The 20,184-nt window shown below is 32.7% G+C and carries 16 protein-coding genes and 1 pseudogene; 4 read left to right on the forward strand and 13 right to left on the reverse strand.

Features of this window, described 5'->3' with window-relative positions:
- Positions 1 to 93 precede the first annotated feature (93 nt).
- The 8 genes from GQR97_RS09490 to GQR97_RS09525 form a co-directional block, all read right to left on the reverse strand.
- Positions 94 to 582, reverse strand: coding sequence for a hypothetical protein (locus tag GQR97_RS09490; protein WP_158847775.1), 489 nt, complete (start codon positions 580 to 582; stop codon positions 94 to 96).
- 336 nt (positions 583 to 918) lie between these two features.
- Positions 919 to 2,790: a B12-binding domain-containing radical SAM protein gene (locus GQR97_RS09495; protein WP_158847777.1), complete on the reverse strand. Its 1,872-nt coding sequence runs from the start codon at positions 2,788 to 2,790 to the stop codon at positions 919 to 921.
- A 154-nt stretch (positions 2,791 to 2,944) separates the two neighbouring features.
- A complete protein-coding gene (locus tag GQR97_RS09500; protein WP_158847779.1) occupies positions 2,945 to 4,078 on the reverse strand; it encodes a fibrinogen-like YCDxxxxGGGW domain-containing protein in 1,134 nt (377 codons plus the stop codon).
- Positions 4,079 to 4,544: 466 nt separating this feature from the next.
- Positions 4,545 to 5,225, reverse strand: coding sequence for a Lipl32 family lipoprotein (locus GQR97_RS09505; protein ID WP_158847781.1), 681 nt, complete (start codon positions 5,223 to 5,225; stop codon positions 4,545 to 4,547).
- Positions 5,226 to 5,269: 44 nt separating this feature from the next.
- Positions 5,270 to 5,887 (reverse strand): SIMPL domain-containing protein, encoded by a 618-nt coding sequence (locus GQR97_RS09510; RefSeq protein ID WP_158847783.1) that lies wholly within the window; start codon positions 5,885 to 5,887, stop codon positions 5,270 to 5,272.
- 25 nt (positions 5,888 to 5,912) lie between these two features.
- Complete coding sequence (locus GQR97_RS09515; protein WP_158847785.1) at positions 5,913 to 6,332, reverse strand: hypothetical protein; 420 nt, start codon at positions 6,330 to 6,332, stop codon at positions 5,913 to 5,915.
- Between the two features lie 371 nt (positions 6,333 to 6,703).
- Positions 6,704 to 7,345, reverse strand: coding sequence for a response regulator transcription factor (locus GQR97_RS09520; RefSeq protein ID WP_158847787.1), 642 nt, complete (start codon positions 7,343 to 7,345; stop codon positions 6,704 to 6,706).
- Between the two features lie 4 nt (positions 7,346 to 7,349).
- The gene (locus tag GQR97_RS09525) at positions 7,350 to 9,383 is read right to left on the reverse strand and encodes a tetratricopeptide repeat-containing sensor histidine kinase (protein WP_158847790.1); all 2,034 of its coding nucleotides are present in this window, start codon (positions 9,381 to 9,383) and stop codon (positions 7,350 to 7,352) included.
- Positions 9,384 to 9,685: 302 nt separating this feature from the next.
- On the opposite strand from GQR97_RS09525, the gene GQR97_RS09530 reads away from it, so the two are divergent.
- Positions 9,686 to 11,998, forward strand: coding sequence for a type IA DNA topoisomerase (locus tag GQR97_RS09530; RefSeq protein ID WP_158847792.1), 2,313 nt, complete (start codon positions 9,686 to 9,688; stop codon positions 11,996 to 11,998).
- A 73-nt stretch (positions 11,999 to 12,071) separates the two neighbouring features.
- Here GQR97_RS09530 and GQR97_RS09535 read toward each other — a convergent pair whose 3' ends face one another.
- The 3 genes from GQR97_RS09535 to GQR97_RS09545 form a co-directional block, all read right to left on the reverse strand.
- Positions 12,072 to 12,752, reverse strand: coding sequence for a hypothetical protein (locus tag GQR97_RS09535; RefSeq protein ID WP_158847794.1), 681 nt, complete (start codon positions 12,750 to 12,752; stop codon positions 12,072 to 12,074).
- A 243-nt stretch (positions 12,753 to 12,995) separates the two neighbouring features.
- Complete coding sequence (locus GQR97_RS09540; RefSeq protein WP_158847796.1) at positions 12,996 to 13,457, reverse strand: VOC family protein; 462 nt, start codon at positions 13,455 to 13,457, stop codon at positions 12,996 to 12,998.
- A gap of 55 nt (positions 13,458 to 13,512) precedes the next feature.
- Complete coding sequence (locus GQR97_RS09545) at positions 13,513 to 15,369, reverse strand: M1 family metallopeptidase (protein ID WP_158847798.1); 1,857 nt, start codon at positions 15,367 to 15,369, stop codon at positions 13,513 to 13,515.
- A 178-nt stretch (positions 15,370 to 15,547) separates the two neighbouring features.
- On the opposite strand from GQR97_RS09545, the gene GQR97_RS09550 reads away from it, so the two are divergent.
- The 3 genes from GQR97_RS09550 to GQR97_RS09560 are packed head-to-tail and all read left to right on the forward strand — an operon-like array spanning position 15,548 to position 17,270.
- Positions 15,548 to 16,831, forward strand: a complete 1,284-nt coding sequence (locus tag GQR97_RS09550) for a DEAD/DEAH box helicase (protein ID WP_158847800.1) — start codon at positions 15,548 to 15,550, stop codon at positions 16,829 to 16,831.
- 3 nt (positions 16,832 to 16,834) lie between these two features.
- Complete coding sequence (locus tag GQR97_RS09555) at positions 16,835 to 17,059, forward strand: DUF6500 family protein (RefSeq protein ID WP_158847802.1); 225 nt, start codon at positions 16,835 to 16,837, stop codon at positions 17,057 to 17,059.
- The gene (locus tag GQR97_RS09560; protein WP_158847804.1) at positions 17,040 to 17,270 is read left to right on the forward strand and encodes a VF530 family DNA-binding protein; all 231 of its coding nucleotides are present in this window, start codon (positions 17,040 to 17,042) and stop codon (positions 17,268 to 17,270) included. The genes GQR97_RS09555 and GQR97_RS09560 overlap by 20 nt, the downstream gene beginning before the upstream one ends.
- Before the next feature lie 18 nt (positions 17,271 to 17,288).
- Here the strand turns inward: GQR97_RS09560 and GQR97_RS09565 are convergent, their stop codons facing one another.
- Both GQR97_RS09565 and scpA read right to left on the reverse strand, forming a co-directional pair.
- Complete coding sequence (locus GQR97_RS09565) at positions 17,289 to 18,038, reverse strand: DUF5995 family protein (protein ID WP_158847806.1); 750 nt, start codon at positions 18,036 to 18,038, stop codon at positions 17,289 to 17,291.
- A 24-nt stretch (positions 18,039 to 18,062) separates the two neighbouring features.
- A pseudogene (gene scpA / locus GQR97_RS09570) lies at positions 18,063 to 20,184 on the reverse strand (methylmalonyl-CoA mutase).

Below are 20,184 nucleotides of genomic sequence, written 5' to 3' on the forward strand. Positions count from 1 at the left end.
GATATTTATCACCTTTCTATATATTTAAAATAGGTTTCCTTATTTAGTTTAAAAGAGATCTTGTTTAAGTATCCCCTGATTAGTCGTAACGAACTATTTATTTTGTTCTTGTAAGGTATTAGTTTCAGTACTCAAAAACGTTTTAAAATTTCTAATGAGCCGTTTTTCTTCACTGTCCATTATATTTAAAATGAGCATTAAAAATAAAGGAAAAAAGAAGTAGAGTGGAACAAGAATCCATAGTTTCAAGAATAAGTTTACAATAAATAAAATAGCAGGTATAATGAGCAAAAATGTTAACCAATATTTGCTCTTGGTTTCTAAAACTATTTGAGTTTTCTGTTTAGTGAGTTCTTTTAAAGTACCATTTGCAATAATGTCACTTTTGGTATTATGATAATTAATATCGAATAATTTGTTTGAGCCAAAAGAAAAATTTAGGCTAATGATGAAATCATTTTGGTATTGCCAATTAAAATGAAATGTTTTCCCGTTGCTGTTAAGTCGTTTTTTTAAATCGTCTATGCTTAGATCTATTTCAATATGTTCTGTTCGTGATTTAAGAAGGGATAGGAATTTCATTAAATTTGTTTTTGATAGCTCTAGTCTTTGATACGTTAGTTTTTCTTGTTGCTTATCCGTAGAATAGATTTCTGAATTGCCACATAAAATCTTTATGGGTGATAATTAATTAAATATTTTCGTCTCTATAATCAAACGAATTTATACTTTATTTCTCATAAAGGCAACTTCGTTTATTACTATTAAAACTAAGTAAATTAACCATGAATTTAAAGTTAGGAGTTTATCTAAGCAAATAACCCCGCGTTAGGGATTGCAGAGAAAAGCCCACAGCCTGACGAAGGAAGTGCGAGGACTTGTAACGTAAAGCCCGACCCTTTTCGGGTAACGCCCAAATTATTTTACGGTTACTTCTAATAAAAAGCTTTCGATTAAATTTTTAGAGTGACTGGTTGGAAGTACGGGAAAGTTAAACCAGTTTTGTAAGGGAGTGTTGAACCCTGCATTGTTTAAATAGTTGTGTAATGCGAGGTTTAAGCCTTTGGTGTATTTAGGATGATTGGCGCCTTGGGGATCTTTATGGTATAAATCGTTTTGGGCAAAACCTTCGAAAACAGGGCCTGTTATTGTGATTCCGAATGCTTCTGGGTTTTTACCAATAGGGCTATGGATTGTGGTTGTGAATTGGTGCCAAAAAGCAGATTGGATACAGTTTTTTTCGAATAATTGCCTAACAATTTCGAGTGAATCTATGGTTTCTTGTTCCGTTTCGGTTGGGAAGCCATACATGAGGTAGGCGTGAACCATGATGTTATTTTGTGAGAAATTATGGGTTACTCTGGTTACTTGAGCGATATCGACGCCTTTTTTCATTTTAGATAATAGGCGATCTGATGCTACTTCTAATCCGCCTGTAACGGCTATGCATCCCGATTTTTCCATTAGTTGACATAACTCGAAATCGAATGTTTTTTCGAACCTAATGTTGGTCCACCACGTGATGTTTAGGTTGCGTTCTATTAATGTGTTGGATAGGGCGCGCAACATTTTTGGTGGAGCGGCTTCGTCCACAAAATGAAAACCTGTAATGCCAGTGTCCTTAATTATTTTTTCGATTTTATTTACTAAATCGTCTGCGGTTGTGTTTTGATAATTACCAATATAATCTAGGTTTACATCGCAAAAGGAACATTGTTTCCAGTAACAGCCGTGAGAAATGGTGAGTTTGTTCCATCTGGCATCTGTCCACATACGGTGCATGGGGTTTACAACATCTAGAAAGGATACGTATTTATGATAAGGTAAACCTGAATAATTTGGAGCAGGTAGGTTTCTGTGATGGTAAATGGTGTTCGGGGTTTTGTTCTTGTAAACCACTTGGTTGTTTTCTAGCACAAAGGTTCGCTCCAGTTGGTTTATATCGATTTTGCCTTCGAGGTAACTTACCAATTTTAATAACGGACCTTCTCCATCGTCCAGAGAAATGAAATCTACAAATTCAAAAATTCTAGGATCTTCGAGAGATCGTAATTCGGTGTTGCAATATCCGCCGCCAAAAGCAACATAAATATCTGGAAAAAGTTGTTTTATAAATTGCGAACAGCGTAGGGCTGCAAACAAATTACCTGGAAAAGGAATGGTGAAACAAACTAATTTGGGGTTGTGATTTTTAATTTGAGCGACTAAGATATCCAACATTTTCTCTTCTATGAGTGTGGGTTGGTAACTTAGGAACTCGTCTATTTGATTGAAGCTACTTGCTGAGGTTGCTATTTGTTCGGCATATTTTGTGAATGCAAAAAATTCGTCGACATTGGCTTGAATAAAATCGCCTATTTCTTCAATAAAAAGGGTTGCGTGATGCTTGGCTTTATCGATGATTCCGATATCGCCACCTGCCCATTTAATTTTGGTGTTAACATGTTTTAAGCGATGTCCAGCTGGTAAAAAATCTACGTTTAAGATATTCTTTGCTGTTTTTAAATCGTGCTTTTGTAGAAATGCAATAACTACATCTACACATGAAATGTATTGGGCTTTCATCCTGCTAACTTCTGGGTAATGGTTATTATCCAATTCTTGAGCTTCCGCAAACATATCGCGTAAAAACCCGCTAGAAAAAACCGCCGTAAATAACTCAATGCTTAAATCGCAATGGGGTACAGATATATCATGAATTTCCAGAAACCCTTTTAGATAAGCGGTTGCTGGATAAGCTGTGTTTAACTGCGTAAATGGTGGTGTAATAAAAAGGACTTTGGGCTGCATCGTGCAAAGATAGAGTCTTTAAAATAAATGCATTGAAAAATTTATAACCCTTTAAGATTATAAGGCAAATTGTTTTAGAAAAATAGAGATTAAAAATCACTTTATATATCTTATTCATCTAAAAAAGTAGCGATACTGAATATGTATGTTTTAATTACCTCACAAATAATTGAACTTGAGTTACAGCACCAGAATTAGCTGGAATTCCATTACTATAATGAGATCTGCTCCCTATAGAGTAAAACCAATTAACATGATTTACTGTACCATCTAAAAAAGTGTTGTTGCTGTTAGATTCTAGACCACCCCATCCATTATTTGTCATATTTATATTGATAGGAGTGTAACCTGCTACAGGGCTTGTTGGAGATCCTCCACTTCTTGGATCGAAGGTCTGGCTCCAATGGTTGGTTAAACCAAGGGTAGGGTAGTAAAGCCTAAACTCGTAGGCTGTATTGCTTTTAATATCATCTAATTTACTTAAAATGGAATATTTATTCGTTGTTAGTCCAGGAGAAGCCACGTTAAATTCGTTTGCCTCTGCATCATTTGCCCAAAAGTAAGTAGATGCAATATACCCTAAGGTATTATGATTAAAAACTAAGGTCCAGCCACCGCCATCATTAGTCATATCGCAATAACAATCAAAAGGCAGGTTTCCTCCTGTACCATCTGGATCTACGGTATAAATGCCGTCGGTTGTACTTCCTGAATTTAAATACTCTAAACAATTTGCAAGAGGTGTATCGCTAACATTAATATCTATATTACAAGTAAAACTGGTTCCAACAAAGTCTATAGTAAACGTATCTGTTTGTATCGCCAATGGTGTACCTGTGCCATTTAGCGTAATGGTGTTTATACCTATTGCAGAAAATGTTCCAGAAGCATTAAAACTATAACCGTTAACAGTATTTGTTTGGATGGTATAGCTGTCTATTTTATTTACGAGGACATCTATGGTAATAGTATGGTTTGTATTTAAAGGAGAGTTTAAAAGGTAAGAGCCATTGGCATGGCTAGAGCTACAGTCTAGCTTATTAATTGGCGTTTCACTTAAACATCCAGACCAATTGGTTCCGTTAAAAAACTGAAAGCATTTATAATCTGTATTAAATACTAACAATCCTTCAGCAGGAGAGATAATAGCGTTTAATTCTGTGGTGGTCATTCTAGGAGGCAAGAATCCTTGAGTTGTTGATTGGATATCTAAAATAGAAGAAGGATCTGGAGTGGTTGTTCCTATACCTACTTGCGAAAAACTATTAAAACTGATAAGGCATATCAAGATTTTTAAGAGCGGAATTTTGTTCATGTTGAGGGAGAGAATATTTGTTTAATTACACGAATATATACAATATTTATTTTAGTAAAAAATGATATTTTTTACTGTTAAGTTTTTCTTACGAATACGTGTTATAGGTAGTTAAAATAGGCTGTAAGGGATAATTAAAACCTTTCAAGTTTTAGTCGTATAATCATAATATTTGAATTTTTGAATGGCTTTTTAAGCTAATCTGTTTTTGATAATTTTATTTTAAAAAAGCTGATGTATTTTTCTTTAAACTACTCATTGTTTAGAAAAAATAAAGACTAATAGCTTATAGGAAATTGTGTTTTGAAAATGTATCAAAATTTATGTTTTTCACTTTCAATCTAATAGGTATTAAATAAACTTTATTTAGCATAAAAAGAAACACCTCTTTATTTGCATAAAGAGGTGTTTAATTAAAATACGAATGTCTGTTTTTGTATTATAGTCCTTTTTTAAGTTCTTCTATGGTTTTAGCCATTACAACACCAGGTAATTTTACTGGGGCAGCAACTTCTGCTAAAAATGTTCCTTTAACTTCTCCTGTTTTGTAAGTTGTAAAACCAATACGGTATAAACCAGCAGTTAAAGCTTTTGTAGGGCTTCCCATTTCACTTTTATATCTTAATAACGAATTGTAGCTGCTTCCACTAGGTTGTTTTGGCATTTCACTACTATCATCATTACTAGCAAGTTTAGTCCAAGTTGCATTTTTAGCAGCGTCTTCAGTAATATCTTCTTTTTTGAAAATAGTAGAACGCTCTAAAGTAATGTAAGTATCGAAATAATCGCTAGAAGAAGCATTTTCTGTGTAAGCTGCAGAGCTTATAGCATCTTTAACTTTTGTTTTAGCTACAGGAGAAAGCATTCTTACACCAAGTTCTGGAGCAACAGCAGGAACCCATAGGTAGATGTAATAGAATTTTTTACCATCTACAACTTCATCTTCATTTCCGACAGAAGCATATCCTAAATAAGATATTACGTCGGTATAAGGCACTTTAATTGTTTTTGGACCAATTTTTTTTTCAACTGAACTTCCAAACTTTTTTAATTTTTGAGCTTCTGCGTTAAAAATACAACAGAAAGCGAATACTGATAATACTACTAATTTAATTTTCATGTTTGTTTTTTAGTGATTTTGTTAATTTATGGACATTCGTATTTTTATTTTAATTCAAACGAGACTGATACACTATGGGCTTGCGATGTTGAAGCTCCATAGTTTTGTATATACTGTGCGTTTGTGTTTTGGTCTGAAATGCTAACAATGTCTCCAATAGTTTTATTCAATTTTTTCGCTATAGCTTTTGCTTTTTGTTTTGCATTATCAATGGCTTTTATTGAAAGGTCTACTAATTGTTTATTTGTTAAATCTGTTGTTTCTACTTCTATATTTGAAATTGACACTCCAGCCGATTTTAGATTTATTATTTTTCTAACTTCTTCTTTATTAGTTGTTTTTAAATAATAAGACTCAGATTCTCTATTTTGTGAATAAGACATAGCAAATTCATAATATGTGTTTCTTCTAAATCTGCTAAAATCGATTCCTGAATCTGCTAATTTATTAATGTAATTTTTTCGAACTAGATCTAAAGAGGTGGCTTCCACTTCTCCTTGTCCCTCATAAACCATTATTTGTTGTAAAGCAATTAGAATGGTGTAACTATCATCTAATACTGTTTTTTTTGTTTCACCAATCACTACAATTGTGTTTTTGCTCTCCTGCGAAATTACAGGTATTGTAAAGAATAATACAATTAAATAGATGAATTTTCTCATGGTAATTTGAATTTAATTTTAGTTTTTAAAAGAAAAAGATAGAAGCAACTATCATCCAGGCACCTACAAATAATCCTACAATACCAAGTTTGCCTTGTTTTGGAGCTAATTTCTCTCTAAGTACCATTGCTTTTTCTTTTGCAGCATCATTTTTAGATAAAACAAACTTGTTAATAAGGCTAAATCCTAACATAAAACCTAAAATAGATTGTATAACACTTCCAGCTAATAATGTCGCCCACCAAATAGGAAATGTTGTAATCCAACCTAAGTTTAAAATTGAAAAGATAATTCCCCAAATACCGTAAAAACATAATATTAATCCAATCCAACCTTGGTAAGGTTCTATTTTTTCTAAAAGCTCTTTTGCATTAGGTTTTTTTGATAATAATAAAGATGGTACTGCGATAATACTTAATAAGATTAATGTAATTCCGAAAGTCATAATTTTTGTTTTTTAATGGTTAAAATTTGTTTTTTATAATTGAAACACCATGTTTTTTTGTGATGTTTCTCATATTCTTATACAAATTTATACCAATAGCCTCTTCTGTATAACCCCTTATTTAGTGAAAATGAATACCCTGAAAACAGGGGTATGCTTTGTATTGTGTTGATAGTTAGTAATTAATGGTTTTTGGGTTTTTACTTTTTTTAGATAAAATTCCCTTTTTAATAGAACTACGTAGAAGAATATGTTTTTTTGTTCCTTTAAATTAGTTTGTTTTAATATTTAAAAGAAGATTGGAGCAAAAAAAAGGTGCTATTATAAAATAGAACCTTTTTGTATAATTGATTTAGTGTATGTTGAGGCTATTAAGACACATACCCTTTTTTTATGGCGTATTTGGTAAGTCCAGCAAGGTTTCTAACGTTAAGCTTAGTGATTAGGTTTTTTCGGTAGCTTTCAATAGTGTGTTTACTTAAAAAGAGCTTATCTGCAATTTCTTGTGTTGTAAACTCTTCTGCAATTAGTGAGATTACTTCAATCTCACGCTTTGTTAATTTAATTTCTTTTTCTTTATTTTTTTCAAACTTATTTTGAAGGTAAATATCTTTAATATCTTTTGAAAAATACTTTTCGCCTCCCAAAATAGTTTCTATAGCCTTTAAAAACTCTTCTTTTTGTGCGTTTTTTTGAAGATAACCATCTACGTTGTTTTCAATGAGCGAATCAATAATATCCGGCGTGTTATGCATACTAACAACCAACGTTTTTATATTTCTGGAGGTCTCTTTTATCCATTTGTTTAAAGCAATACCATCTACTTCGGGCATGGTAACATCGGTAATTACAAGATCTATTTTTTCTTCAGTATTTATTGATATATATTTTTGAACATGGCCGCCATGCTTTGCCGTAAATAGAATATTGTAATTGCTTTCCGTTTTTAGAATACTTAATAAACCATCTAAAAACATTTTATGGTCGTCGGCTATAATGAGGTTATGCTTCATTTTATTATGCTTTTAAAGGAATTTCTATATTGATGCTTGTTCCTCTTTCGAGTTTAGAATCTATATGTAATATGCCGTTATAATTTTCTACTCTATTCTTTATATTCGTTAAGCCAATGCCTAATGTTGTTACCGATAAATCGAACCCAATACCATCGTCTTCATAAATAAAGAATATACATCCATTTAAAAGGTCTAATTGTATATCTATGGTTTTGGCTTTAGCGTATTTAATGGTGTTGGTTGTTAACTCTTGAAAAATCGAAAACAATTCATTTTGTAATATTTTAGTTAGAGAATTAATTTTTACTTCATCGAAAAATGAAACATTTATAATTAGTTCACTGGCTTCTTCAACAGTATTTATATATTCTTTAATTAAATCTACAAAATCGTTTTCTCTAATTTTTTTAGGTAATAAATTGTGCGATAAGTTTCTTACCTGTTCATAAGTGTCATCTAATTGACTGTAGATTAACTTCATATTATTGGGGTGATTAGAAAGCTGACTAAATTGTAATTTTATAGCTGCTAAATTACCCCCAACACTATCATGCATTTCTTGTGCAATCTTTTTTCGTTCTTGGTTTTGTCCTTCAACAGATGCTTTAATCAACTTTAATTCTTGATCTTTTTTTAAGGAATTAACACGCTGCTCATTAATCTCTTTCTCTTTTAAATTAAGTAAACCTTGTGCTTGTAGTTTTTGATAGTAAATAATTAAAAGGGCCACAATAGGTATTAGTAAAATAAAAAATGCAACAAGTACAATATATTTAATGGTCTTTTGTCTATCTAATTCAACGACTTTTAATGCCTCTTTTTCTTTAAGTAGTGCAATTTCATTTTTACGCTTTTCAACTCCATTTTGTAATTGCAAGACTTGATTTTCGTTTTGTTTTGCAATTATAGCTTTTTGAAGTTTGTATTTTTCTATATCTGCATCTTTGTTCTTAATATTTAAGCTCTTATTTAAGTTTTCTATCTGTAATACTTTTATAGTTTTTTCTTTTTCGAGAGTTTCAAATTTAATTTCTAGACTATTAATTTCTTTTTCTTTTTGAGAGTTATCTATAGAGTCTTTTATCTGGTAATATCTTTTTCCATAACTATAAGCACTGTTATAATCATCTTTTCTAACAGAAATTTTTTCCAGCATAAGATAACTATGCATCAGTACATCTAAAGCACCCAAACTCATGGCTTTTGGTAAAGCGCTTGTAAATATTAAAAGCGCATCATTATCTCTTTTTTCATTATACAGTGTAGTTCCTATTTTATCTGTAACGATGAGTTCTAAATTATAGAATTTGTTTTGAAAACTTGTTTTTTTTGCGTCGTAGAATTCTAAAAGCGCTTTGTTTGCTTCTCCATTATTTAAATAATTATCCCCTATATTGATAATAACGTTTATTAAGGCTTGTTTTCTATTGGGGTCTTTCTCACAAATTTCTTTCGCTTTCTGTAAATAATTATTTGATGTTTTGTATTTGTTAAATGACGAATAAATAGATCCCAAATTGATGTAGCTTCCTAAAATAATTTCATCATTGTTAGAATATTTAATGCATTTTTCGAAAAGATCTAAAGCTTCTTGGTTCTTGCCTAATGCAATATATGTACTAGCTAATCCATGTAAATGTGAGTAGTATAAGTTGGTTTCGTTATGTTTTTCGCTTAGTTCTGCGCCTTTAATATTCCATTTTTTACTTTCATGATACAAGCCTTTATTTTTATTGTTTATAGCAAGTAATTGGTAAGCCAATATGGTTAGTCTATTTGCTAAAGAGTCGTTAACAGCACTTTTACTTTTAAGCGCTTGTTGGGTATAATAAATAGAAGAATCTATAGCTGCGTATTTATTATGATAATAAGCAAGCAGAAAGTTGGTGTTTGCTAAAGCTTTATTTGTTTTAAATTTAGGTAATAAATTATGAGCCTGTTTATATGCTTTTTTATCAAAACCATTATTAAAAAAGTAAAAAAGTGAATCTACTTTTTTATTTTCTCTATCAATAGAAGTCGCCGTTTGTGCCATACAAATAGAGGTATAGCATACACAAAGAAAAATAATTATGTTTTGAGGCTTAAAAAGCATGTGCAAATGTAGGAATTGCGGAACGTATAATCATCCCAGAAAACAGTGATTTACTAGTTTTTTAAAACAAAAAGTAGTTTCCTATAAATATATGGTTTCGAACGAATTATTCTCTTAAAACAGATAAACTAATGGTAGTATTATTTTTAAAGCATTAAAATTCGTTAATAACTCCTTAGAAAACCTGCTTTAAATACGCATCAAAAGTACTATTTTGCACCTTCTATTTTAAACTGAATGAAGTGAAAGTCTGTATAGCCGAAAAACCCAGTGTTGCCCGCGAAATTGCTACCGTATTAGGTGCAAATACTAAACGCGATGGTTATTATGAAGGTAATGGTTATGCGGTAACTTATACTTTTGGTCACTTATGTACACTTAAAGAGCCAAATGATTATAAGCCTTATTGGAAAAGTTGGGATTTGAATAATTTACCAATGCTTCCCGAGAAATTTGAAACTAAAGTGGTTGCCAATGATGGTATCCAGAAGCAATTTAGAATTGTAAAAAGTTTATTTGATAAAGCCGAATTGGTTATAAATTGTGGGGATGCTGGGCAAGAAGGAGAGCTTATTCAGCGATGGGTGATGAATGAAGCCGAATATAAAGGTAAAGTACAGCGTTTATGGATTTCGTCATTAACAACCGAAGCAATAAAAGAAGGTTTTCAGAATTTGAAACCATCTGAGGATTACGATAATTTATATTATGCTGGTTTTTCTAGAGCTATTGGCGATTGGCTTTTAGGAATGAATGCTACTAGATTATACACCGTAAAACATGGTGGTTATAAACAAGTGTTATCCGTAGGTCGGGTGCAAACACCTACGTTGGCTATGGTTGTTGGTAGATTTAAAGACATTGAGAACTTTAAGCCGCAACCGTATTGGGAACTACAAACCTTGTATCGTGAAACGCTTTTTAGTTATGAAGAAGGCCGTTTTGTTAAAAAAGAAGATGGGGAAGCGTTAGCAAATAGAGTTAAAGAGAGCGACTTTGAGATTCAATCTACAACCAAGAAAAAAGGTAAAGAATACGCGCCAAAATTGTTCGATTTAACGGGTTTACAGGTGTATTGTAATACGAAGTTTGGCTTTTCTGCAGATGAAACATTGAAAATTGTTCAGAAATTATATGAACAAAAAGTAGTAACCTATCCAAGAGTAGATACCACATTTTTACCAAACGATGTGTATCCAAAAGTGTCAGGAATACTTCAGAAGTTAACCAATTATTCTACTTTAACACAACCGCTTTTAGGAAAGAAAATAAAAAAATCTACTCGGGTTTTTAACGATAAAAAAGTAACCGATCACCACGCTATTATTCCAACGGGAATTCAAATTAATTTACAATACAATCAACAACAGGTTTATGATATTATTGTAAAACGATTTATTGCTGTTTTTTATGACGATTGTATCGTTTCTAATACCACTGTTTTAGGTAATGCAGCTAAAGTTGTTTTTAAAACTACTGGAAAAGAAATTTTAGAAAAAGGTTGGCGCGTGGTTTTTGAAAACCCTAATGCTAAAGAAAAAGAATCTGGGATTTTACCAACTTTTGTAAAAGGAGAAAAAGGTCCGCACGAACCTTCGTTTTTAGAAAAGGAAACAAAACCGCCAAATCAATTTACAGAGGCTACTTTATTACGTGCTATGGAAACAGCAGGTAAGCAGGTAGACGATGAAGAACTTAGAGATTTAATGAAAGAAAACGGTATTGGTAGACCATCTACACGTGCCAATATTATAGAAACGCTATTTAAAAGAAAATATATAATACGTAACAAAAAACAGGTGTTACCAACTATTACGGGCGTTCAGTTAATTGATACCATACAGAATGATTTGCTAAAGTCGGCCGAACTTACAGGGTCTTGGGAGAAGCAGTTAAAGGATATTGAAAAAGGTACATATAGCGCCGGTGCTTTTATAAAAAACATGAAACGCATGGTAGATGCTTTGGTTTACGAAGTACGAAGTGAAACCAAACGTGCTAATATTTCGCAAGCCAATGTTGTTAAAAATAGAGCGGCCAAAGCTACAGTGAAAAAACAAGCTGGAATTATGGCTGAGGTTTGTCCGAAATGTAAAAAAGGACAACTTTTAAAAGGGAAAACGGCTTATGGTTGTAGCGCTTATAAGGATGGTTGTAAGTTTTTAATGCCTTTTAGTTTTGGTGAGAAAAAGATATCTGAAAAGCAGTTTATTCGATTGCTTCAAAAAGGGTCGACTGTTAATTTAAAAGGTTTTAAAATTGATGGAGGAACAGTTGAAGGTCTGTTACGTTTTGATGATGATTTTAATCTGAAATTAGAGCCGAAAGTAAAAGTAGAGAAGGCACAAAAAATAGCAACATCTGAGAATTCCGATAAATTAACCTGTCCAAAATGTCATAAAGGCACCGTTATAAAAGGAAAAACGGCTTACGGTTGTAGCGCTTATAAATCGGGTTGTGATTTTAAAATGACTTTTGATTCTGTTAAATCTAAAATTAACGGACAGAAGCCTACAAAAGAACTAGTTTATAAAATATTGAAAGGCGAAGTGTAACGTGTTTATTGCTATATCCACGACAGGACATATAATAAGTCTTTAGTTTTTATGAGACACTTGTATTGGGTTTTTAAGAATCGGTTTTAAAAACCTTTAGCTTTAATGCTTTTTCAGAATCTTCTAAAATTATAATTTTATAATTCTTCCATTCTATATACCGTTCCTTTTCCGTGTCCTTATTTAGCGATATAAAAGATATGGTTTTCTGGTTATTTTCTTCGAATAACGAAATATTATAGGTGTTAAAAGCATCTGTCTGATTTCCATTTATATCCTCAGACCATTCTCCAACGCAATCTTTAAACAGAATTTCAAGGTTTCCAATAATAATTTTTTGACCTAAATCAATAAATATTGTTTTTCCAAAGTCTAATTTTTCAATAACTAACGCAACTTCCTCTTTCTTAATCTTTAAGTCAAAAGAATAGTTTTTATATGCTTTCGGGTAGTTTGTTTTTATACTATCACTAGAGATCTTATAATACCAAAGAAAAGTAGAGTATTTAGCATTGTTTTCAACTACATTTAATTCCAGTTGAATATGTGGAGAATTCTCGTTTCTTGGTTTTGATTGAATGAATAGATTCGCTGGTTCTATAACTAGTTTCTCAAATGTAATACTCGGGTTTTTCCCCTCTATTAAAGGCATTATAATAGAATTATTTATCATATACTTTTCTGATTGAGCATATCCTGTAAATTGAATGAATGCAAGTAATAGAATCAAGACATTAGTTTCAAAACCCTTCATTATTTGGTGTGTTTTATTGTAAAGTTCATGGTTTTATTTAAGTAAGAACTTATTGAAGTTGTTTATGAATTTTATATTCAATAGTAATGGTTGCTAAATGGTAAATTAAGATAGCAGGCAGCATTTTTGTATATGGTTTGTTGCGTGGTTAAGTAACTAAAAATTAAATAAAAAACCCGAAGAGTTTTCGTAAATAAGCTAAAACTAGTAATAAATCATATACGATTTTATTGCATGGCGTTTTTATTTTTCCTCCGTATCTAGTTCTTTCCATTTCTCATAAGAAACTATTCCGTTTTCAGGTTTAGATTTTCCATTTAAAATCCCAATAAATTCTAGAGAATGTCCATCTGGGTCGTTAAAATATATTGATATTGCAGGTATCCAGGCAAAAACCATTGGTCTTTCAGTTCCATCATTTAGAAAATTGTAACACCCAATGTTTCTCTTTTTTAGATAATTCACAGATTGATTTATAACCCATTCAGGCTCGCATTCAAATGCAAAATGTCGAATATCAATTTCATCTTTAGGTTTTTCCCATAAACCTAGCATAGATTGCTTATCCTTTCCAATCCAGAAAAAAGCTGCTCTTCGTTCTTCTTCATAATGACATTGTTTTAGTTCAAGAATATTTCCATAAAATTCAATCGACCGTTCAATATTTTCAACAAATAGATGTGTTTCAAAAAGTCCTTTTATCATATTATAGTTCCGGTTTTTCTTAAATGACATACAACATCAACATAACTCAAATTATTTATTCTCCTTCAAACTCTAGCATATCATCAATAGTATTCGCCGTAACCGAATGATAATTTGCGCGTGCTTTTCTATAAATAGCTAAAGCTTCATCTGTTTTGTTATTCCTTTTAAAAGCTTTGTAAATGGTTGAAACATACCAGCGACGCCCAACTTGAGTTAAAAAAGTCTCTATTTTTTCATCTATATTATTACCATGATAATCGTGATTTATGGCTTGCTCGTACCAAACCATTGCAATATAGGAGTTGTTGGAGTTGGTTAAATTGAACGTATTATCAATTAATCCCATTTGTTCTGCACTCATATCTTCAGGGAAATTACGAACAAAATGTACCCATTCTTGCGGTGTCCAATCTGTTGTTATGGCTTTATCGATTGTATTTGTTTCTACAAACTCGTGAACTGTTTTTTCTACGTTTTCAAATTTATCAGAAACAATAATCGCTTGGTTTTCTGGGATTCCTGGCTCGTAAATCCATTCTTCTGTATTGAAGGTAATTCCGTTTTTTATTAATAGGTTTTCATTTAAATAGGTTACAAACTTTTCGGTAGTCATGGTTGAAAAAGCGTGAGATTTAAAATAGTTCTTCAAGAAAATATCAAATTTTTCACGACCAACCGTTTCTTCTAATGTTCTTAAAAACAGGTAACCTTTATCGTATGCAATACTGTTCATGCCATCATCTGGGTTGCGTCCTTTTAAGTGTAATTTCAGTTTTGTATCATTTGGAGTGTCTTTAAAACCTTCCAATTCTTCTTCTAAATCTTGACGTCCAATTCTAGCTAACATATTTGCGCGATCTTTTCCGTAAAGGGCTTCCATAATGCGCATTTCAAAATAAACAGTAAAACCTTCGTTAAGCCAAAAATCGTCCCAAGTGGCATTGGTTACTAAATTTCCAGACCATGAATGCGCCAATTCGTGAGCAATAAGCGATGTTAAACTTTTATCGCCAGCAATTACGGTTGGTGTTGCAAAAGTTAAACGTGGGTTTTCCATACCTCCAAACGGGAAACTTGGTGGTAGCACAATAACATCAAACTGTTCCCATGCATATTTACCGTAAAGTTTTTCCGCGGAAGCGACCATATCTTCCATATCCGAGAACTCATAAAAGGCTTTGTCTAACATAGATTTTTCTGCATAAACACCTGTTCTATTGCTTATAGGTTTGTATGCAATGTCTCCAACAGCAAGAGCAATTAAATAAGGCGAAATAGGTTGCGTCATTTTAAAATAGTAAACACCATCTTGTGTTTTTACCTTTGGGTTTTCTGCACTCATAACCGCCATAAGCTGTGCTGGCACTTCAACTTTAGCATTGTATGTTAATCTAATTTGCGGGCTATCTTGTATCGGGATCCAAGTACGCGTTAAAATAGCTTGGCCTTGTGTGAATAAAAAGGGTTGGTCTTTATCGGCTGTTTGCTGAGGTTTTAACCATTGGAGTGCTTCGGTTTTGTTCGTTGTTTTATAAAAGATAGTAATTTGCTTCGTATCTTTTTTAATTGAAATTTTTAATGGGTTCCCAAGTGTTTCATCAAAAGCACCTAAAGAGAAGTTCGTGTCTTCACCATCGGCTTGTACGTTTTCAATATTTAAAAATTTTGAATCAAGTATAATTTCCGAAGCATCGTTATTACTAATTAGATAGGATGCTGTTCCCGAAATAATTTCAGTTTTAAAATCTACTATAATATCCAAGTCTAAATGGGTTATTACAGCTTGATTTGGTTTTGCAAACGAGTGCGGTTCTTCAATATAAGTCATTAAAGGTTCTGTTTTTTTAGTGTTTTGGCAGCTTGAGAACAATAGTAGGATGCAGCCAAAAAGTGAAATAATGGTTTTCATATAGAATTAAAATAGTTTGAATATAGTTACGAAGTTACTCGTTTTTGTTTTAAAAGCAATAAATAAACCAAGGTCGAAAAAATAAAACGTACATTCGCAGCTTAATAATTCGAGGTGATGTTTTATACATAAATTGTCATCTCAACGGCTCGAAAAAAGAGCTTACTAAACAATTTATATGTCATTTCAATCTTTAGGCCTATCCGAAGCCTTGCTAAAAGCGATTAGCAAAAAAGGATACACTACTCCAAGTCCAATTCAAGAAAAAGCGATTCCTCCAGTATTGGAAGGACACGATGTTTTAGCTTCGGCGCAAACGGGAACAGGAAAAACAGCAGGTTTTACATTACCGCTTTTACATCTTTTATCGGAAAACCCGAAAGAAAAATATAGACCAATTCGTGCTTTAATTTTAACGCCAACGCGTGAATTAGCAGCACAAGTTTATGCTAATGTTAAAGAATATAGTGAGTTTTTAAATTTGCGTAGTGCCGTTATTTTTGGTGGTGTAAACCAGAAACCACAAGTAGCAACACTTCGCCAAGGAATTGATGTTTTAGTTGCAACTCCAGGACGTTTGTTAGATTTACAAAACCAAGGTTTACTATCACTTAAACGTGTGGAAATTTTTGTTTTAGATGAAGCAGATAGAATGTTGGATATGGGTTTTTTACGCGATATTGAACGTGTTATTAAATCGATGCCAGAAAAGCGTCAGAATTTGATGTTTTCAGCAACGTTTTCAAAAGATATTAAAAAGTTAGCTCATGGGATTTTAAACCACCCAGTACAAGTTGAAGCAACTCCAGAAAACACAACGGTTGATGCGATTACTCAAAAAGTATATCGTGTTGCCAAAGGTTCTAAAACAGGGTTAATTATTAAATTAATTTCTGAAGGTAATTGGAAACAAGTTTTAGTTTTTGGACGTACTAAACACGGGGCAAATAAGCTTTGTGAAAAATTAGATAAGGCAGGGATTACAGCTGCAGCTATTCATGGGAATAAAAGTCAAGGTGCGCGTACAAAGGCTTTAGCAGGTTTTAAAAGCGGACGCGTTCGTGTTTTAGTTGCTACAGATATTGCGGCACGTGGATTAGATATTCCATTATTACCACATGTTATCAATTTTGAAATTCCAAATATTCCAGAAGATTACGTACATAGAATTGGTAGAACGGGTAGAGCAGGAGCAAAAGGTTTAGCGCTTTCTTTAGTGAGTGCCGATGAGACTTCTTTTTTACGTGATATTGAGAAGCTTATTGAAATGAAGATTCCTGTTGAAATCGTGGAAGGTTTTGAGCCAGATCCAAATGCATCTACAGCACCAATAAAACAAGGACAAGGACGCCAAAATAGAAATTCTAGACCATCTAATAAATCTGGAAACTCTAGTAGTAAAAGCTCTAGTAAAAGTAGTGGTTCAAGACGACCAAAGCGTAACTCTGACCGTCGAAATTAGAACATGCAACAGGTTTTAAAAGATAAAATAATTGACGTTTGTAATAAAAAGATAGCTGTAAAAGGAGACACCGTTGGTGTTTCCTTTTACGCTTTTTTTAAAAACAAAAATGATAATCCAGAATTGTTAATGGAAGCCGCTACTTGGTGGATTGAAACCCATAAACTGGATCATTTTGAAAAAGCGGTTAAAATAAAAGCATTAGTAAATGGAATCGCAACCAAATAACCCCTTACACGGTATAAAGCTAGAGCAAATTATTAATGATTTGGTTGAGCATTATGGTTGGGAATACATGGGGTACAATATAAAAATTAAATGTTTTACAGATAATCCATCGGTAAAATCGAGTTTGAAATTTTTGCGTAGAATGCCGTGGGCACGCACAAAAGTGGAGAACATGTATTTAAAAATGCTGAAGAATAAAAATAGAAGCTAGGTTATACTTCGTTTTCAATTATCTTAATATTCTAATCTTATCAGAAACGCTACCGCGTTCACCAATTCTCGCAGCTAGAAGTATCATTTTAATTGTGAATTTATGATTGGTTATCGTTTTTGAGAATTCGGCTATCTCTCCATCACGCTTCAATATAGCATTGTTTTTTGAAAGTATATCTGGTTGATTAACCATGGTGTTGGCAAACTTCCAAGCTCCATCGCGAGCCATATTCATACTAAAGTTTATTAAAAAGTCATCGACCTTATTCGTGAATTTTAAGATTTTGAGAAGGGTTGGCCAAATTTCAGACAAATCGGCTAGTACATCATTAATTAATGCGGAGAGGATATCATTTATTTTGTTGAAATCGGACTGTAAACTTCTAATTGTTGAAGGGTTTGATATTTCGGCTGCGGCAATACCTAAGTCTAAATTAATATGTGCATTCATTCCTAAAAGTAAATGTTGAAGTACGATAGGTGGCCAAGTAAAGGAAGTATCAAAAGTTGATTGCCAAGATTTAGAGACTGGTTGATTTTGTTTATAATTTGAATAAGCCATTAAATAGCGATTGGCAAAAATAACATCTAACTTCTCCATTCTTACATCATCATCAAAATAGTTTGTGCCGAGTTTATTTTTAACCGTTAGAGTTACTTTTTGATATAGCGCCGCAAAATAACCAAGTGTGCTTTCTTCTTTTATAGAAGTTTGGATAATGAATTCTAAATGCTCAATAACTTCATCAATGGTAGTTGCAATCATTTTATTGAAATTTAGAGTTATACTTTAATTAATCAAAATCTCTAATATTTTTATAGCGGCTTCGCTAATTTTAGTTTTAGGATCAAAAATGGCAATAACGCCTGCATCAATCAAAAAATGATAATCTTGTTTTGATATTACGCCCTCAATGATAACCATAATATCTTCACGTTCATAAGCTTTAAGCGCATCTATAACTTCTAGAACGAGTGTTTTGTGTCCTGTTGTTAACGAGGAAATATTTAAAATATGTATATCGTTTTCTACAGCTTGCTTTGCAACTTCGGTAGGCGATTGGAATGATGGACCAATATCAACATCAAAACCAATATCGGCATAACTTGTGGCAATTATTTTCGAGTTCTGATCATCTTGTCCCATTTTGGCAACCATAATTCTAGGGCGTCTTCCGTCTTGCTCGGCAAAAATGTCGGCTAATTCTTGAGCTTTATTAAAGGATATATCTTTTTTTATTGCTTTGTTATACATATCAGAAAATGATTTAGTTTGAGACTTTATGTCTTCCAAATTCTACTTCTAAAGCCTTGGTTATTTCACCTATAGTAGCGCGTTCGCGAGCAGCTTCAATAGCTAAAGCTAATAAATTATTTTGTGCTGTGCGAGCAGCTTCCGTTAAATTTGATAAAGCTGTTTTTACGTTTTCAGAATTTCTATTTGCTTTTATTTGTTTTAAACGGTCTATTTGATTGTTTCTAACCGTTTCGTTATTAGTTTCAAGCGTAGAAATAGAATCTTCTTCTTCAAGAACATATTTGTTTACTCCAACAATAATGTCTTGATTAGAATCAATTTTTGCTTGTTTTTTAGCAGTAGCTTCTTCAATTCTAAGTTTAGGGATTCCTGCTTCAATAGCTTTACTCATACCTCCAAGAGATTCTATTTCTTCAATTAAAGTCCAAGCTTTGTTTGCTATATCGGCGGTTAGTTTCTCTACAAAATAACTGCCTGCCCATGGGTCTACGGTCTTTGTTATTTGTGTTTCGTCTTGTAAATATATTTGTGTGTTTCTAGCAATACGTGCCGAGAAATCGGTTGGTAACTCAATGGTTTCATCTAAAGTGGAGGTATGTAAACTTTGAGTGCCTGCAAATACCGAAGATGTAGCTTCAATAGTTGTTCGAGTAATATTATTAAAAGGATCTTGTTTTGTTAAACTCCAACCAGCCGTTTGAGAATGTGTACGCAATGATAATGATTTTGGGCTCTTCGGGTTAAATGGCTTGATTAGTTTTGCCCATAACATTCGTGCGGCTCGCATTTTGGCAATTTCCATAAAATGATTCATGCCAATTCCCCAAACGAAAGAAAGTTTTGGCGCAAATGCGTCTATATCTAAGCCAGCATTAAGTCCTTTTTTTATATACTCCAAACCATCGGCTAGGGTATAAGCCAATTCAATATCACAGGTAGCTCCAGCTTCTTGGATGTGGTATCCAGAAATACTGATGCTATTAAACTTCGGCATGTTTTTGTTTGTGAATTCAAAAATATCCGAAATAATTTTCATTGATGGTGTTGGCGGATAGATGTCGGCATTATCCAGCATAAACGCCTTTAAAGTATCGTTTTGGATGGTGCCAATTAATTGTTCTAGTTTTACACCTTGCTCTTCTGCAGCTATAATATAAAAAGCCATGATAGGCAAAACAGCTCCATTCATCGGTATGGAAATCGAGATTTTATCGAGAGGAATTTGGTCGAAGAGTATTTTTATGTCTTCAACAGAATCTATAGCAACACCAGACCTTCCAACATCTCCATCCATGCATTCGTAACTGGAATCGTAACCAAGATTTGTTACGGAATCTAAAGTAATTGAAAGTGTTTTTTGTCCTTCTTTTAAACTATGTTTATAAAAAACATTACCATCTTTAGCAGCAGAGAATCCAGCATGATGCCTAATGGTCCAAGGTTTTTCAACATACATTGTGCTATATGGGCCGCGTAAATAAGGTGGTATTCCAGCAGCAAAATTGAGATGTTCTAAATCTTCAACATCCACTTTAGAATATTTCGGTTTAAACGGAATGCCTTCGGAAGTGATAAAGTTTTCAGTTTTATTCACTTCCAAATTTTGGCTTTCAGCTTCTGCTTTTAAAGTAATATGTTGAAGGTTTTTTCTCAA

The sequence above is a fragment of the Algibacter sp. L1A34 genome, assembly GCF_009796805.1.
Classification (GTDB): domain Bacteria; phylum Bacteroidota; class Bacteroidia; order Flavobacteriales; family Flavobacteriaceae; genus Algibacter.

Coding starts and splice junctions, on each gene's coding strand:
- GQR97_RS09495 (WP_158847777.1), bottom strand. CDS start 2,790: ATGCAGCCCAAAGTCCTTTTTATTACACCACCATTTACGCAGTTAAAC.
- GQR97_RS09515 (WP_158847785.1), bottom strand. CDS start 6,332: ATGACTTTCGGAATTACATTAATCTTATTAAGTATTATCGCAGTACCA.
- GQR97_RS09505 (WP_158847781.1), bottom strand. CDS start 5,225: ATGAAAATTAAATTAGTAGTATTATCAGTATTCGCTTTCTGTTGTATT.
- GQR97_RS09550 (WP_158847800.1), top strand. CDS start 15,548: ATGTCATTTCAATCTTTAGGCCTATCCGAAGCCTTGCTAAAAGCGATT.
- GQR97_RS09545 (WP_158847798.1), bottom strand. CDS start 15,369: ATGAAAACCATTATTTCACTTTTTGGCTGCATCCTACTATTGTTCTCA.
- GQR97_RS09560 (WP_158847804.1), top strand. CDS start 17,040: ATGGAATCGCAACCAAATAACCCCTTACACGGTATAAAGCTAGAGCAA.
- GQR97_RS09520 (WP_158847787.1), bottom strand. CDS start 7,345: ATGAAGCATAACCTCATTATAGCCGACGACCATAAAATGTTTTTAGAT.
- GQR97_RS09525 (WP_158847790.1), bottom strand. CDS start 9,383: ATGGCACAAACGGCGACTTCTATTGATAGAGAAAATAAAAAAGTAGAT.
- GQR97_RS09535 (WP_158847794.1), bottom strand. CDS start 12,752: ATGAAGGGTTTTGAAACTAATGTCTTGATTCTATTACTTGCATTCATT.
- GQR97_RS09490 (WP_158847775.1), bottom strand. CDS start 582: ATGAAATTCCTATCCCTTCTTAAATCACGAACAGAACATATTGAAATA.
- GQR97_RS09540 (WP_158847796.1), bottom strand. CDS start 13,457: ATGATAAAAGGACTTTTTGAAACACATCTATTTGTTGAAAATATTGAA.
- GQR97_RS09555 (WP_158847802.1), top strand. CDS start 16,835: ATGCAACAGGTTTTAAAAGATAAAATAATTGACGTTTGTAATAAAAAG.
- GQR97_RS09510 (WP_158847783.1), bottom strand. CDS start 5,887: ATGAGAAAATTCATCTATTTAATTGTATTATTCTTTACAATACCTGTA.
- GQR97_RS09565 (WP_158847806.1), bottom strand. CDS start 18,038: ATGATTGCAACTACCATTGATGAAGTTATTGAGCATTTAGAATTCATT.